The organism is Chryseobacterium sp. LJ668 (assembly GCF_019613955.1).
Lineage (GTDB): Bacteria > Bacteroidota > Bacteroidia > Flavobacteriales > Weeksellaceae > Chryseobacterium.
The window spans coordinates 847819-863717 of record NZ_CP080443.1; the positions used below are offsets into that span (position 1 = coordinate 847819).

Genomic DNA, 15899 nt, shown 5'->3' on the forward strand with positions numbered 1-15899 from the left:
GCTAAATTCTATGGTAATACTAATTAGATTTTGTACAGACTTAATACAAATCTTTAAAACAGTGACACAAATTCTTTACAAGCAAATAGATTTATTATAGTGGTTTCGCTAAAATATTAAATCTATCGCCGGATCCGGCTCCGAAAATTACTCTGAAATTATCTGCAGCTTGATTTGCACAAATTCCTGCACCTTTCAGCACTACGGTGTAACTTCCCGCCGGAAGTACTATTTCTGTAGTCGAGTTTAACTTAAATGTATTCACAGAACCTCCTGCAACACGATTTGCAAATGCAAGACCATCACTCGCATATATTGTATTGACTGGAATACCACTTGATGCGGGCGCGCTCGTAAACTGTAAGACAGAGGCAACTGCCCTCTCGTTCCCATCGCTGATTGTACCTCCTGATGCATTTCTTACATCCGCAGTAAGCACTGATGAAAAAAACACCATTGATCTCTGGTTCAAAGTAAAAGAGACTGTTAATAAATTACCTGTCACTACATAACCCCCAACAGCAGTAACATTTAATGTAGTTCCGGTAGTAATTGCATCACTTTGAGGTGCAAAATAGCTGAATCTTTCTTCACCTTTCTTAACAGAAGTATCCCCGGAAGTATTTACATACAAAGGATTTGTAGTATTTGCAGCACTAAAAACTGTAGAATTATTTGTACTGTTGAGACCGTCTATTCTTACTGTAGGGGCTATGAGGGGAATACTCGTTGTACCAATATTGCTAACTAAAACATTTTTTACACCACTTACATGTAATTTTTGTTGCGGATTTTCCGTGTTTATCCCCACATTTCCACTTTGACCGTAGTTCATGTTGAAAAATATTCCTACAGCAAATAAAGACAATTTTTTTATGTGATTTTTCATTATCCTATTAATTTTATTGTATTGGATACGCAACAACGCTTACATTGTCGTTTCCACTTCCGTTAATAATTCTTATTGGGATCTGGGTACTCTGAGTTTCAATCGATGATATAATTTGCATAGTATAATTGCCTGCCGGCAGAGACAACATATCTTCAGAGTTTGCGTAAAGGAGACCTGTGGCGGAAGAGCTGTTTACAGAATTCGCGTACGCTTTCAGTGATTCCCCGAAAAAAGCATCTGCAGCGGTAGAAACACCTGTAGGCGCAATAGAAAATCTGAATCTTGTACCCCATAATCTATTAGCGCCATCTGTAATTACAGATCCGTCCGATGCTTTGTAAAATTGAAAACTTGTAGTAGCTCCAAATTTCACAATAGAAGGCGAAGTAAGCACAAACGAGAAAGATCGTAAAACAGTATCGGTAGAGGTTGCAGATGGTTGATTAATAGTGATTGGTACCGTTATATAATCTTTCTCAGAATTTGCTAATGTAATTGGATCTATCATAATCAGAGGAATTACTACTGCATGAGATAAAACAATATCTCCGTTATCCGTTGCAGATACGGGTCTCAGTTTATCACTTATACCTTGATTGACGTTATTCAATCCGTCAATTCTGATCGTTGGCGTTACCAGTTGCGCTATCGTTCCTGAAATGGCATTTACGGTTGAATTTCCAGATATGTGCAGGGCTTTTTGCGGACTAATAGTTTGAGTACCGATTCCAACCTGAGCAAACGTATTTATATATACATTTATCATTATTAAGCTTAGAAATAATTTTTTCATTTTTTAATAATTTGCAGGTGTTAAACTTACGTGCATTTGCTGGGCAGCTTGTAAAGAAGCATTTACTGAGATACCCATAAGTGCATCCGTCGAAAATGCGTAAAGAACGACTGTATAATTACCCTTCGGAAGGTAAAGATCTTTTCTGGGTTCTAAATAAAATACACCCAAGAGTTGATTGGGACCTGAAGACGTACTATGAGCTATACTGGTCTCTCCGAATAGAACATCGGTCGCAACACCGGACGGTGCTGATGTAAACTTGTAATAAGAGCCGAATATACGGGCTTGCCCGTTCCTCAACACAGGATTTGTCGTGACATCATTTGTTACTCCAATTCCTACTCTTGCGTCTATATGCATAACAGAAGGATAATCTAAAGTAAAACTATAGCTTGAAACAGCCCCTTCTGTGCCCCCAGGAATTGAGGTTGAAGCAAAAGCTGGTGATACATAATATTTATTGGTCTGGTTATTATCAAGAATAACGAGATCGCCATTATTCGTTGCAAAAACACGCTTTACAGACGCGGCATCTTCGTGAGCAGTATTGTTCGTATTATTCAAGCCCCCAATTCTTGCTATGGGTTGTGATATACCAGAACCGCTACCGGAAATATGAAGGGTTTGCTGAGGAGCAGTATTATTGATCCCAACTTGGGCAAATAATACTGCATTGCAAAATAAGATGATGGGGAATATTGGTTTAAATTTTTTTTCCATAATTGTGTTATTTGTCTGCAAATATAAAAATTTTTCATACATAAGTAATTACTTAAGATTATTTTTAATTAATTACTTAATTAACTGCCGAATTAATTATAGTAAAACAATAAAATTCGGTAAAAATGACATGTTTACAATAATTTTATTGGAAATATCGGAAATTTTGTCCTTAAAAATTATAAATTCAACAATAGAATACTTTTTGCGATAAGATAACAGAATTAAATAATTAAATAAGATTGAGAACATCAGAAATCAGAACACTAGCTTTTGAAAATTAGCACTTATCAGACTCTTATGGTCTGAAATCTGATGTTTGAAATCTTTATTGACAAGTAAAAATTAAAGAATCAAATACATATAATATGAACTTAAATCAATATACAGTAAAATCACAGGAAGCCATTCAGGCCGCTCAACAAGTGGCAATGGAATTTGGCAATCAACAAATAGAACCCCAACATTTACTTGAAGGAATTTTTCAGGTCGATGAAAATATATCGCCTTTTTTATTAAAAAAATCTGAAGCAGATGCCACTTTAGTGAGAGAGCGCAACAGAGAAAATTTAGAAAAACTTCCGAAAGTACAGGGAGGAAATATTTACCTATCTCAATCTGCAAACAAAGTTTTATTGGATGCACCTAATATTGCTAAAAAAATGGGTGATGAATTCGTTACCATTGAACATTTATGGCTCTCACTGTTAGAAACAAATTCCGAAGTTTCTAAAACATTGAAAGATATGGGTGTAACCAAAAGTCTTTTAGAAGGAGGAATTAAAGAATTAAGAAAAGGCTCGAAGGCGACTTCTGCTAGTTCGGAAGAAACCTATCAATCTTTAAATAAATATGCTAAAAACTTTAATGAATTAGCAGCTGAAGGAAAACTTGACCCAGTAATCGGTCGTGATGAAGAAATCAGGAGAGTTTTGCAGATTCTTTCGAGAAGAACGAAAAACAATCCGATTTTAATCGGTGAACCCGGCGTTGGTAAAACTGCGATTGCTGAAGGAATTGCACACAGAATTATCAGCGGAGATATTCCTGAAAATCTGCAGGATAAAACCTTGTATTCGTTGGACATGGGAGCATTGATTGCCGGTGCAAAATATAAAGGTGAATTTGAAGAAAGGTTAAAATCTGTCGTAAATGAGGTAATCAAATCCGACGGACAAATCATTCTTTTCATCGACGAAATCCACACCCTGGTGGGAGCTGGAGGTGGTGAAGGTGCAATGGATGCAGCGAATATCTTAAAACCTGCTTTGGCAAGAGGAGAATTGAGAGCAATTGGTGCAACAACTTTAAATGAATATCAAAAATATTTTGAAAAAGATAAAGCATTAGAAAGACGTTTCCAGAAAGTGATGGTGGAAGAACCTGATACGGAATCAGCAATCTCGATTCTTCGAGGAATCAAAGATAAATATGAGGCGCATCACAAAGTAAGAATTAAAGACGAAGCAATCATTGCAGCTGTGGAAATGTCTCAACGATACATTTCAGACCGGTTTTTACCGGATAAGGCGATTGACTTGATTGACGAAGCTTCTGCTAAGCTGAGAATGGAAATCAATTCAAAACCTGAAGAACTGGATGATCTCGACAGAAAACTAATGCAGATGGAAATTGAACTGGCAGCCATTTCAAGAGAAGGAAGCCAAACAAAAATTGACCATTTAAAGGAAGATATTTCTAAAATTTCTGAAGAAAGAAATGAAATTAATGCAAAATGGCTGAAAGAAAAACAGAAATCTGAGGATTTAACCTCTATTAAAAAAGATATCGAATCTCTGAAATTAGAAGCTGAGAGAGCTTCAAGAGCAGGAGACTATGCGAAGGTTGCCGAAATTCAATACGGGAAAATAAAAGAAAAAGAAGATGCTTTGCAGAAACTAGAACTGGAAATGCAAAACCATCAGAATGAATTGATTAAAGAAGAAGTAACTGCAGAAAACATTTCCGAAGTGATTGGAAAATGGACAGGGATTCCCGTTACAAAGTTGCTTCAATCCGAAAGAGAAAAATTATTACATCTTGAAACTGAGCTTCATCACAGAGTTGTTGGTCAGGAGGAAGCAATCCAAGCGGTTGCAGATGCGATCAGAAGAAACAGAGCGGGATTGAGTGACGAGAAAAAGCCAATCGGAAGCTTCCTGTTTTTAGGAACCACCGGAGTTGGTAAGACAGAGCTGGCAAAGGCTTTAGCTGAGTTTTTATTCGACGATGAAAACAATATGACAAGAATTGATATGAGTGAATATCAGGAAAGACACAGCGTGTCTAGGCTTGTTGGTGCGCCTCCGGGATATGTGGGTTATGATGAAGGCGGACAATTGACGGAAGCGGTAAGAAGAAGACCTTATTCTGTAGTGCTTTTAGATGAAATTGAAAAAGCGCATCCGGATGTTTTCAACACACTGTTACAGGTTTTGGATGATGGTCGTTTAACGGATAACAAGGGCAGAGTCGTGAATTTCAAAAACTCGATTATCATTATGACTTCGAATCTCGGTTCACATATCATTCAAGAGAATTTTGAGAATATTACAGAGGAAAATCAGGATGAAATTGTAGCTAAAACAAAAATTGAAGTTTTTGATCTTTTAAAACAAACGCTACGTCCGGAATTCCTGAACAGGATTGATGAGACGGTATTGTTCCAGCCTTTAAGAAAAAAAGAAATCGGAAAAATCGTTCAGTATCAGTTGAGAGGTTTTAATGATTTATTGCTGAAAAGAAACATTTTGATGACCGCGACACAGGATGCGTTAGATTATCTGACCAACAAAGGGTACGACCCTTCTTTCGGAGCAAGACCTTTGAAAAGAGTGATTCAACAGGAAGTTTTAAATAAATTGTCAAAAGAGATTTTGGCAGGAACTGTAAATGACGGCGACAGAATTACCTTAGATTATTTTGAGGAGACAGGTTTGGTTTTCAGACCGACAGAAAAGTAAGTAGTTTTTTTCATATATTATTTTGTAATGAGTGCTGTAGATTTGATCTGCGGCACTCATTTTTAATATAAAACTTATTTAATATTCACCAATTCCACATCGAAGATAATCGTTGCGCCTGGAGGAATTGCGCCTCCGGCTCCGTGATCTCCGTAACCTAAATCTGAGGGAATGTAAAATCTGTATTTAGATCCTTTGCTCATGAGCTGGATACCTTCTGTCCATCCTTTTATCACGCTGCTTAGATTAATATCCATTGGCGCGCCTCCGTTTTTGTCGGTAGAGTCGAAAACAGTTCCATCCATCAATTTTCCGGTATACTTTACCTGCACAACGTCTGTTGCTTTTGGTTTTGTTTTACCGTCACCTTCCTGCAAAACCTCATACTGCAAACCTGAAGCAGTAGTTTTTACTTTAGGGTTAGTTTTATTTTTTGCAAGAAATTCCAGACCTTTTTTCTTATTTTCACCTGCCTGTAATACAGCTGCAGATTGCTTTTTTTCATTTTGCTTCTGCATGAAATCCTGCATAAAGGCAGTCATTTCCTCAGCCGGCATGAGTTTCTTTGTTCCGTCCATCTCTTCTTTGATAGCCCGGGCTAAAAGGTCTGCATCAACCTTGAAACCTTCCTGTTTCATATTTTGGGCAATACTCAGACCTATATAATAAGAAGCTTTCTGGTCATCTGTATATTTACTGTCGACCTGTGTATCACTTTTCTGAGCACACGAAATACTGAATATTGCTATGCAAAATAATGCGATAGTCTGTTTTTTCATTTGATAAATTTTTTATGTAGATTAACGAATTAAATAATCGCTGCAAATCTATTATTAATTGTAGAAATTTGCATGTTGTACAAAAACATTTTTCTATTACAAGTTTTTCAAATTATCTTCAGGCGTATAATCCATAAAAATTCCACCATCCAAAAGAACAGATTTTACTTTCTTTTTTGTGGAAATAGAAATCATCGCTTTTTTCTGATCATTCTCCCAGATTTTTGGTGTAAAGTGAGTTTTTTCAACCGATTGGTCTTCATAAGTCACAACTACATCAAAGGGAACTGCAAAACCTCCGATATTATCAACTTTTAAGATCAGTTTTTCATTCTGCTGACTTGAGTTTGTTACTTTCAAATCAATATAATTGTTTGTATAAAACCAATTGTTAAAAAACCAGTTCAGATTTTTCCCAGATCCTGTATTCATCGAATAAAAATAATCCCACGGGATAGGATGTTTCCCATTCCAGTTATCCATATAATGGTGCAACGCTTTTTTGAATAGATCATCTCCCAAATAATCTTTTAAAGCTAAATAAGATAAAGATGATTTTACATAAGAATTATTGCCGTAACCCGCTCCGCTTACCTGTGTACTCATCGTGATGATCGGCTGATCCTGTTCTGCTGAAGCATCGTTGATCCACCTTTTGACACGGAAGTTTTTATAGAATTTTTCGGCGGCGTCTCTTCCGTTTTCATCAATTCCGATCAAATATTCCAAAGTGGTTGCCCAGCCTTCATCCATAAAGGCATAGCGAGTTTCGTTAATCCCCATGTAAAAAGGAAAATAGGTATGCGCAATCTCGTGATCTGCTGTCAGTCTCGCATCCTGAAAATCATCGGGAATGCTTGTATCGTTGATCATCATCGGATATTCCATATCTGCATATCCCTGAATTGCCGTCATTACGGGATACGGATATTCTACACCCGGCCAGTTTTCTGAAAACCATTTTAAATTGTAGCGCATCCATTCGACATATTTTTCAAAATCTTTTGATCCTGCCTTGTAACCCGCCTGTACGCTTGCTCTTTTGGTTTTCAACTGCACACTCGAGCCGTCCCATACATAGTGATTGCTTAATGCAAAACAAAAATCTGTAATATTATCAGCTTTAAATTTCCAGACGTTCCATTGATTATTTTTTGTGACTTTCCCGGATTTCATTTCAGCTTCGCTGGCAATGTGAATCACTTGATCACTCTTTAAAGAAGATGTAAATCTTTTCAAATATTCAGGCTGCAAAACCTCTTCAGGATTAAGGAATTCACCTGTTGACCAAACCACATAATTTTTCGGGGCCGATATTGCAAATGAATAGTCATTAAAATCGTTGTAAAATTCCTGGCGGTCAGAATGTGGGAGCATATCCCAGCCGTTATAATCATCATACACAGAAATTCTCGGGAAAGAATAAGCGACATAGAAAGTTTCCGGATCAATCTGTCCTTCTCTTCCGCTCTGTACAGAGAGAGGATATTCCCACTCGATTTTTATTTCAGTTTTGGTTTTCGGTTTTAAAACTTTCATCAGTTTTACCTTTTCTACAGTCCCCCAATCACTACTGTTGATTGAATATTTTAAATCATCAATAATGAAAGAATTAATTTTTAAACCTGAAGATAAAAAGTCTTTTGAAACCGATCCTGACCTTGGAGATTCTGGTTTGTGCAGATTATTTACAAATCGAATAGCCAGCTCACTCAGATCATCGGGACTGTTATTGCTGTAAACAATCGTTTCTTTTCCCGAAACTGTTTTTGTTTTTGCATTTACTCTTACCTCAACATTATAAACTCCTCTGTTCTGCCAGTAATTTTTTCCCGGAGCTCCGGAAATACTGCGTGTCTCGTTTTCGTAGGTTTTTTTAATATTTCTCGGCATGTACAGTTCCTGAGCGGAAAATTGCCATGAAGCCAAGAAAAGTAAGCCTAAAAATATTCTTTTCATTTTATATATTCTTTTTTTAGAACTGCAAATCTGCCAAGACCGGAAAATGATCTGATGGATACAAAAGATTTTCCCGCCTGTCGTTGATGTGTCTGTGAGATTTTATATTAAAGCCTTTTACAAAAATATAATCAATTCTGTTTTTTGGGATTTCGTTGACATTGAATCCTGTGAAAGTTCCTACAGGACCGTAATGCTTCTCTTCCGTATTATAAAAAGTATCCTGTAGATTTTGGGAAAGAATTTTTACAGGTTCTGTATCTTCGGTCAAATTAAAATCGCCGGTTAAAACCAAAGGTAAATTTTTCGGGTTGAGTTCTTTGGTTTTTATCAAAATCAATTCTGAGGATTTTATTCTTGCCAGATTTCCGATATGATCAAAATGAATATTCATTGCCAAAAATTCTTTCTGCGAAATTTTGTCTTTAAAAATTGCATATGTACAGATTCTGTTCAAAGCCGCGTCCCAACCTTTTGAGGGCTTTTCAGGAGTTTCAGAAAGCCAGAATGTTCCGGATTTTACCACCTGAAGTTTTTTAGTGTCATAAAATATAGCAGAAAATTCGCCCTTCTCTTTACCATCATCCCTTCCTACACCTATATAATCGTAATTCTTTAAACCCGTTTTAATATCTTTCATCTGCTCGGGAAGAGCTTCCTGAACACCGAAGAAATCCGGATGATAATATGTCAACAAATCAGCAACATCCTTTTTTCGGTTTGGCCACGCATTTTCCTTATCTGAATCTACATTAAGTCTGATGTTAAAACTCATCACTTTAAGTTTCTGAGAAAAACCAAATGCAAAAAACATCAGCAGTACGACTGAACATCTGAAATTCATAAGTATTTTCAATTTAATTTTAAACAAAAATAAAACTTCTCTTTTACAGAGAAGCCTTATTATATAGATTATATTATTAAAACCATCTAATTCTTATTTTAGGTTTTATTTCTTCAACAATCTTCTTAGTTCATACCCTCCTTTTTTATTGGATAAATAAAATTTAATTTGATTTTTTAGCTTTAATCATTGCTTCCAGAGCGTCCCACATTTCCTGCGGAATATCTTCAAGCATATTAAATTCACCTGCCCCCTGAAGCCACTCTCCTCCATCGATCGTTACCACTTCTCCATTGACAAAAGATGAAAAATCCGAAACCAGATAAGCGGCTAGATTAGCCAGCTCCTGATGCTCTCCTACTCTCTTGAGCGGATTTTTTTTTGCCAGATCAAACTGATCTTTCATATTTCCCGGAAGCAGCCTGTCCCAAGCTCCTTTTGTAGGAAACGGTCCCGGCGCAATGGCATTGAAACGGATATTATACTTGCCCCATTCCACAGCTAAAGATCTTGTCATAGCCAGAACCCCGGCTTTCGCACAAGCTGACGGAACAACGTATGCAGAACCTGTCCAGGCATAAGTGGTGACGATATTGAGAACAGTTCCGGGTGCTTTAGAATCAATCCAGTGTTTCCCGATAGAGAGGGTACAGTTTTTTGTTCCTTTTAAAACAATATCCAAAATAGAATCAAAAGCAGAATGGGTTAATCTTTCTGTTGGAGAAATAAAGTTTCCGGCTGCATTATTCAATAAAATATCAATTTTTCCGAATTCTTTTAATGTTGCTTCTTTCATTGCTTCTACCTCGTCCCAATTTCTCACATCACAGGCTACGCAAAGAACTTTTCCGCCTGTTTCTTCCTCCAGTTCTTTCGCAGTTCCTTGTAATTTCTCCAAATTTCGGGAAGTGATCACCACTTTTGCACCCAATTGCAGAAAATATTTGGTCATTGCCTTGCCCAGACCGCTCCCGCCGCCTGTAACGATGGCCACTTTATCTTTTAGAGCATCTTCACGAAGCATAGGCTGTGTATATAGATTCATATATTTTATTTTTTCTAAAAGTAGTAAATATTATACGGATGGGCCTTAAAATAATAATGTCATAAATAACAATCATTCCGTAATTTTCAAGAAACAGCTATTATCCATATCAAAACAACCTGACAAATAATTGCCAGGCTGCTTATCTATTGAACAAGATTAAATTTATTATGACGCTGCTACAGTTCCTTTAAAAGTAAGAGCTTTAGGAGTTTTACTATCGCTTGTAGTTACATTTACTGTTTTTACAAAGGCACCTGCATTAGCTGCATTGTAGCTAGCTTCAACAAATCCTTTTTTACCAGGAAGAATCGGAGTTTTTGTATAGTCTGCAGTTGTACATCCACAAGATGGAGCAACATTCTCAATGATAATCGGCTTTGATGATGTATTGGTAAATTCAAATCTGATTAATTTTGGTTTTCCCTGAGGAATAGTACCTACATCGATTGTTTCTGCTTTCCATTTCACCGCATCTGCAAGAACTTTCACGAAAGAAGTACCTTCAGTAGGAAATACATTGGCGTAAAATGGTGAAAATGCCATAACTGCGAGTAAAGCTGTAATTTTTAAATTTTTCATGATTATAAATTTTTAATTAATTATTTAAAATTGAAGAAACGATTATGATATTTCAACATAGCAAATGTAAAGATGAAATTTATGGGATATTGTTAATCGCTTTCAAACATTTGTTAATAAGTTGTTAATGATAAAAGATTAATAGATATTTTTGGATAATATTGCTTGTGAAAATGGAAATCAAAAAACTCAATATCGTTATTACTCTAGGGCTTGTTGCCATTATCGGTATTTTGATCGCCCAGCTTTTGTGGACAAAACAGGCATACAATCTTGAGGACAAAAAGTTTAACCAAAAAGTAAACATTGCACTGATGGAGGTTGTAGACAAGATGTCTGAAGGGAAAACCTCTTTTACAGAAAATCCTGTGCAGATTGTTGCCAATGATTATTACGTTGTCAATATCAATAACGAATTTCATCCTACAGTTCTTGAACATTATTTGAAGACAGAATTCACAAGGCTTCAGATCAATACCGACTACGTTTACGCAGTGTATAATTGCCACAGCGATCAGATGATTTACGGAAAATACATGACCAGTCATCAGGAAGAGCCCAGTGAAAAAGTGATTAAATTTCCTAAGCATAAAAATCTTACCTATTATTTTTCAATACGTTTTCCGGATAAAACAACTTATCTGATCAGCTCACTTCGTTTTTGGTATCTGCTGACATTTGCGCTTATTATCATTTTGCTTGTGTATGTTTATTCAATTTATACCATCATTCAACAAAAAAAATTCTCTGAGCTTCAACGTGATTTCATCAATAATATGACCCATGAGTTTAAAACTCCACTATCGTCAATTCTTCTGGCAACCGAAGCTCTTAACAAACAGGAAATTGTGCAGCAAAATTTGAAACTTCAAACCTACACTTCAATTATTATCGATCAAAGTTACAAGCTCAATAATCACATAGAAAAAATACTCAATATTGCCAAAAATGATTCTGCCGGACTATCGTTAAAGACTGAGAAAATTTCACTTCTTCCTTTTATTGAAGAAATTGCACAAAATATGCAGCAGAAGAATGAGAACCTGAACATTGATCTCAATATCGAAAATAATGCATTTGTGATTGCAGATAAATTCCACTTTACCAATATCATTTATAATATTATAGACAATTCAATTAAATATTGCGAAACAAAACCTAACATTATTATTTCGTCAGAAAAAGATTCAAAAGGATTATATTTAAAGTTTAAAGACAATGGAATAGGTATTCCTGCGAAAAACATCCCTCATATTTTCGATAAATTTTACAGGGTGCATACGCAGAAAAGTGATGAGATTAACGGTTTTGGCTTGGGACTTTTTTATGTAAGAAAAATTGTTCAGCAGCATCACTGGAAAATATCTGTGGCGAACAATAAAGATTTGGGAATTACCACCACTCTGTTTTTTCCGTTTTAAATAAGTGTAAACAATGGATAAATCTAAAATTTTATACGCAGAAGACGACACCACGATAGCATTCCTGATTCAGGATAGCCTGGAAACGTATTATGAAATTGAGCATTACAAAAACGGAAAATCTGCGCTTGAAGCTTTTAATAATAAAGATTTTGACATATGCCTTTTAGACATTATGATGCCAGAAATGAACGGATTTGAATTGGCACAAAATATTCGTGAAAAAAATTCTGAAATTCCGATCATTTTTATTTCTGCTAAAGCTTTAAAAGAAGACCGAATAAAAGGTTTAAAAATCGGAGCCGATGATTATCTGGTAAAACCTTTCAGCATTGAAGAACTGATGTTAAAAATTGAAGTTTTCCTGAAACGCTCTAAGAAAACAGAATCATCATCAACAAAATATACGGTCGGTAAATATCAATTTGATCCTAAAAACTACACTTTACAGGATGCCGGAAATATTATTTCTCTTACACAAAGAGAATCTGAACTGCTTCTTTATTTTATCCGACACAAAAATACCGTTCTGAAAAGACAAGATATTTTGAAAGCCATCTGGGGTGATGACGATTACTTCATGGGACGAAGCCTTGATGTTTTTATTTCAAGACTGCGAAAAGTTTTTTCGGACGAGGAAAATATTACCATTGAAAACCTTCATGGGATTGGCTTTCGATTTTCTGAAAAATAAATCTTGATCTATTTGTTTTATTTATAAACGATGTGCCTTTGTATATCTTTAGAGAAATGTTTCTCTTTCCTAATCTTTGATAATTAAACGCAAAGCAACACAAAGTTTGTTAGCTTTTTCCAGCATTAAGTTAACAATAGCGTTCATTTAGATTTGAAAATGATAATTTATTATCTTTTGTTTTTAATTAATTTTATCGTTTTCAAAAATCTCTCATTCATGAAAAATTATACTATTCGCCTTTTTATATTTTTTTTGTTTTTTAGTTTAAATGGTAAAGCCCAATCTGAAAAATTAATTCAATACGCTAATCCATTGATCGGAACGGAAAAAATGGGACACACTTATCCCGGAGCAACCGCACCTTTTGGAGCCATACAACTAAGCCCCGAAACCGATACCATTTCTTATGAACTGAATGGCAAATACAACGGCGAGGTTTACAAATATTGTGCAGGATATCGCTATGAAGACAAAACAATTGTAGGTCTCAGCTCAACACATTTTAGTGGCACAGGACATTCTGATTTAGGAGATTTTCTAGTAATGCCGACTGTGGGAAAATTACAATTGAATCCTGGAACTTCTACAAATCCCGAAAATGGTTACCGAAGCAGATTCTCCCATCAAAACGAAAAAGCAGAAGCAGGATATTATAAAGTAAAACTAGATGATCACAATATTTTAGCTGAATTAACTGCAACAACAAGAGTCGGCGTTCATCGATATACCTTCCCGAAATCTGATCAGGCACATATTATTTTGGATTTGATGGCCGGAATTTACAATTATGACGGCAAAAATGTCTGGACTTACGTTCGTGTAGAAAACGGAAATACTGTTACAGGCTATCGGCAAACAAACGGTTGGGCAAGAACCAGAATTGTTTATTTTGCAATGAAATTTTCTAAGCCTTTTAAATCTTACGGACAAAAGAATTACGACGGAAAGCAAGTTTACAATGGTTTCTGGAGAAAATTTGATCAAACTAAAAACTTTCCTGAAATCGCAGGAAAAAACTTAAAAATGTACTTTGATTTTGATACAAAGGAAAATGAAGCGATTGAAGTTAAGTTGTCGATTTCCCCTGTAAGTCAAGCAAATGCATTAGAAAATTTAGAAAAAGAAACCGGAAATTTATCTTTTGACCAGGTAAAAGCACAAACGCAGGAGAATTGGAACAGAGAATTAAATAAAATTGTCATCAGAAGTTCTGAAACCGACAAAACCAACTTTTATACGGCGATGTACCATACTTTTATCAGTCCGACAACGTATACCGATGTCAACGGAGAATATAAAGGTTTAGATCAAAATATTCACAAGGCAGAAGGTTTCACCAACTACACAACATTCTCAATTTGGGACACGTATCGCGCGCTTCATCCATTTTTCAACATTATTCAGCCAAAACGAAATAATGATATGGTGAAATCGATGATGGCGCATTACAATCAGTTTTCTATGAAAATGCTGCCGATCTGGTCACATTATGCGAATGACAATTGGTGTATGAGCGGCTATCACAGCGTAAGTGTAGTTGCAGATGCAATCATTAAAGGAAATTATGACGGCGATGCAAACGATGCTTTGAAAGCCTGTGTAGAAACCGCCAACAAAAGAGATTACGAAGGCATCGGACTGTACACTGATAAAGGATTTATTCCTGCAGAAAAAAGCGGAACTTCTGTTTCTAGTACATTAGAATATGCTTATGATGATTGGGCAATTGCTCAGCTAGCAAAACATTTGGATGAGACAGAAATTTACAATCAATTCATCAAACGTTCTGAAAACTGGAAAAATAATTTTGATAAAACAATCGGATTTATGCGACCTCGTTTGGCGGATGGGACTTTTAAAAAAGATTTTAATGCACTGAGTACACACGGACAAGGCTTTATTGAAGGAAATTCATGGAATTACAGTTTCTTCGTTCCTCAAAATCCAGATGAATTAATGAAAATGATGGGCGGAAAGAAAAAATTTGCCTCAAAATTGGATGAATTGTTCACCATGCATTTACCAGACGAGTTTTTTGCAGATACGGAAGACATTACAAGAGAAGGAATTATTGGCGGTTACGTTCACGGAAACGAACCGGCGCATCATGTCGCTTATTTTTACAACTGGGCAGGACAACCGTGGAAAACACAGGCACAGGTAAGACGGATTTTAGAAATGCAATACAAAGCAACTCCCGATGGATTGGGCGGAAATGACGATGCCGGGCAAATGAGTGCATGGTATATTTTGAGCTCGCTTGGTTTTTATCCTGTTGCTCCGGGTTCGGAGGATTATGCGATTGGAAGTCCGGCAATTGATCATGCAGTTCTAAATTTAGAAAACGGAAAAATATTTGAAATTGAAGCCATCAACCAAAGTCCGAAGAATATGTATGTTGGAAAAATTCTTCTAAACGGAAAAGAAATTAAAAACTTTACGTTGAAACATTCTGAGATTATGAGTGGTGGAAAATTGAGTTTTTATATGAGTTCGAAGGCGAGGAAATAGGTTTACTTAAACATGTCTTGCATTGATATTTTTCACTAATTTTCAAAAATAAATTCTGAAAGTATTCATTAAGAATAATGAGAAAGTGGGTTAAGAGTCTTTAAATAATTATCTCGCAGATTGAGCAAATTTAGCAGATAATTCAACTAAAAATATCTGCGTTATCAGCTCAATATGCGAGAAAAAATCTAACTAACTTTTGGCTAATGCTTTATGAATTACTAAATTAAAAACGAGCTAAAGTCCGTTCCTATCAAAAAATTTATTTTTGAATTATAAGAGAAAATTCTAAAAAACATCTTCCCTGATATTTCGTTTGTGCGTTCTGCCCCATTCCGAAAGCGACATGATAACCGTTTTTAGGGTTCGGCTATAATCTGTCGAGATATATTCCACAACAACAGGAGTTTGCTCTGCGTGAACAATTCTTTTGACAAAACCATTTAATTCTAAATCTTTCAACTCGTTCGAAAGTACTCTTGCCGATATTCCGACAACAATTCTCTGAAGCTCATTAAACCGAATACTTCCATGTTCCTGCAACGCGATAATGATTTTCAGCTTCCATTTTCCACCGATCACATAAAGCGCATCTTCCACCGATGAAAGATTTTGTGAACATCTCTGAGCTGTACAATTCTCTTCTGAATTATCAAATTTTTCCATAACTCTATATCATGAACTAACCCA

The 15899-nt window shown here is 35.9% G+C and carries 13 protein-coding genes; 4 read left to right on the forward strand and 9 right to left on the reverse strand.

Annotated elements, in window-relative coordinates; translation table 11 throughout:
- Positions 1–94: 94 nt before the first annotated feature.
- Genes K0U91_RS04055 through K0U91_RS04065 form a run of 3 tightly spaced genes read right to left on the reverse strand, consistent with a single transcriptional unit; the run spans position 95 to position 2252 of the window.
- Positions 95–889: a hypothetical protein gene (locus K0U91_RS04055; RefSeq protein ID WP_220180639.1), complete on the reverse strand. Its 795-nt coding sequence runs from the start codon at positions 887–889 to the stop codon at positions 95–97.
- 13 nt (positions 890–902) lie between these two features.
- The gene (locus tag K0U91_RS04060; RefSeq protein WP_220180640.1) at positions 903–1685 is read right to left on the reverse strand and encodes a hypothetical protein; all 783 of its coding nucleotides are present in this window, start codon (positions 1683–1685) and stop codon (positions 903–905) included.
- Positions 1686–1688: 3 nt separating this feature from the next.
- On the reverse strand, positions 1689–2252 hold the full coding sequence (locus K0U91_RS04065) for a hypothetical protein (RefSeq protein WP_220180641.1): 564 nt from the start codon (positions 2250–2252) through the stop codon (positions 1689–1691).
- 524 nt (positions 2253–2776) lie between these two features.
- On the opposite strand from K0U91_RS04065, the gene clpB reads away from it, so the two are divergent.
- Complete coding sequence (gene clpB, locus K0U91_RS04070) at positions 2777–5371, forward strand: ATP-dependent chaperone ClpB (protein WP_220180642.1); 2595 nt, start codon at positions 2777–2779, stop codon at positions 5369–5371.
- Between the two features lie 74 nt (positions 5372–5445).
- Here the strand turns inward: clpB and K0U91_RS04075 are convergent, their stop codons facing one another.
- From K0U91_RS04075 to K0U91_RS04095, 5 genes are all read right to left on the reverse strand, one after another.
- On the reverse strand, positions 5446–6150 hold the full coding sequence (locus tag K0U91_RS04075; RefSeq protein ID WP_220180643.1) for an FKBP-type peptidyl-prolyl cis-trans isomerase: 705 nt from the start codon (positions 6148–6150) through the stop codon (positions 5446–5448).
- Positions 6151–6246: 96 nt separating this feature from the next.
- On the reverse strand, positions 6247–8109 hold the full coding sequence (locus K0U91_RS04080; RefSeq protein WP_220180644.1) for a M1 family metallopeptidase: 1863 nt from the start codon (positions 8107–8109) through the stop codon (positions 6247–6249).
- Positions 8110–8125: 16 nt separating this feature from the next.
- Positions 8126–8953 (reverse strand): endonuclease/exonuclease/phosphatase family protein, encoded by an 828-nt coding sequence (locus K0U91_RS04085; RefSeq protein WP_220180645.1) that lies wholly within the window; start codon positions 8951–8953, stop codon positions 8126–8128.
- Positions 8954–9116: 163 nt separating this feature from the next.
- The gene (locus K0U91_RS04090) at positions 9117–9998 is read right to left on the reverse strand and encodes an SDR family oxidoreductase (protein WP_220180646.1); all 882 of its coding nucleotides are present in this window, start codon (positions 9996–9998) and stop codon (positions 9117–9119) included.
- A gap of 168 nt (positions 9999–10166) precedes the next feature.
- The gene (locus tag K0U91_RS04095; protein ID WP_220180647.1) at positions 10167–10580 is read right to left on the reverse strand and encodes a DUF1573 domain-containing protein; all 414 of its coding nucleotides are present in this window, start codon (positions 10578–10580) and stop codon (positions 10167–10169) included.
- 173 nt (positions 10581–10753) lie between these two features.
- Here K0U91_RS04095 and K0U91_RS04100 point away from each other — a divergent pair, with 173 nt between their 5' ends.
- The 3 genes from K0U91_RS04100 (at position 10754) to K0U91_RS04110 (ending at position 15209) form a co-directional block, all read left to right on the forward strand.
- Positions 10754–12001 carry a sensor histidine kinase gene (locus K0U91_RS04100; protein ID WP_220180648.1) on the forward strand — a complete coding sequence of 416 codons (1248 nt, stop codon included), beginning with the start codon at positions 10754–10756 and terminating at the stop codon, positions 11999–12001.
- A 13-nt stretch (positions 12002–12014) separates the two neighbouring features.
- Entirely contained in the window at positions 12015–12695 is a 681-nt protein-coding gene (locus K0U91_RS04105; RefSeq protein WP_220180649.1) for a response regulator transcription factor, read from the forward strand.
- A gap of 219 nt (positions 12696–12914) precedes the next feature.
- A complete protein-coding gene (locus tag K0U91_RS04110; RefSeq protein ID WP_220180650.1) occupies positions 12915–15209 on the forward strand; it encodes a GH92 family glycosyl hydrolase in 2295 nt (764 codons plus the stop codon).
- Between the two features lie 288 nt (positions 15210–15497).
- Here the strand turns inward: K0U91_RS04110 and K0U91_RS04115 are convergent, their stop codons facing one another.
- On the reverse strand, positions 15498–15875 hold the full coding sequence (locus K0U91_RS04115) for a winged helix-turn-helix transcriptional regulator (protein ID WP_220180651.1): 378 nt from the start codon (positions 15873–15875) through the stop codon (positions 15498–15500).
- Positions 15876–15899 lie beyond the last annotated feature (24 nt).

Excerpts from the sequence above, each read along its gene's own strand:
- K0U91_RS04085 (WP_220180645.1), bottom strand. The coding sequence starts at position 8,953 with ATGAATTTCAGATGTTCAGTCGTACTGCTGATGTTTTTTGCATTTGGT.
- K0U91_RS04100 (WP_220180648.1), top strand. The coding sequence starts at position 10,754 with ATGGAAATCAAAAAACTCAATATCGTTATTACTCTAGGGCTTGTTGCC.
- K0U91_RS04075 (WP_220180643.1), bottom strand. The coding sequence starts at position 6,150 with ATGAAAAAACAGACTATCGCATTATTTTGCATAGCAATATTCAGTATT.
- K0U91_RS04055 (WP_220180639.1), bottom strand. The coding sequence starts at position 889 with ATGAAAAATCACATAAAAAAATTGTCTTTATTTGCTGTAGGAATATTT.
- K0U91_RS04110 (WP_220180650.1), top strand. The coding sequence starts at position 12,915 with ATGAAAAATTATACTATTCGCCTTTTTATATTTTTTTTGTTTTTTAGT.
- clpB (WP_220180642.1), top strand. The coding sequence starts at position 2,777 with ATGAACTTAAATCAATATACAGTAAAATCACAGGAAGCCATTCAGGCC.
- K0U91_RS04060 (WP_220180640.1), bottom strand. The coding sequence starts at position 1,685 with ATGAAAAAATTATTTCTAAGCTTAATAATGATAAATGTATATATAAAT.
- K0U91_RS04095 (WP_220180647.1), bottom strand. The coding sequence starts at position 10,580 with ATGAAAAATTTAAAAATTACAGCTTTACTCGCAGTTATGGCATTTTCA.
- K0U91_RS04105 (WP_220180649.1), top strand. The coding sequence starts at position 12,015 with ATGGATAAATCTAAAATTTTATACGCAGAAGACGACACCACGATAGCA.
- K0U91_RS04090 (WP_220180646.1), bottom strand. The coding sequence starts at position 9,998 with ATGAATCTATATACACAGCCTATGCTTCGTGAAGATGCTCTAAAAGAT.
- K0U91_RS04115 (WP_220180651.1), bottom strand. The coding sequence starts at position 15,875 with ATGGAAAAATTTGATAATTCAGAAGAGAATTGTACAGCTCAGAGATGT.
- K0U91_RS04080 (WP_220180644.1), bottom strand. The coding sequence starts at position 8,109 with ATGAAAAGAATATTTTTAGGCTTACTTTTCTTGGCTTCATGGCAATTT.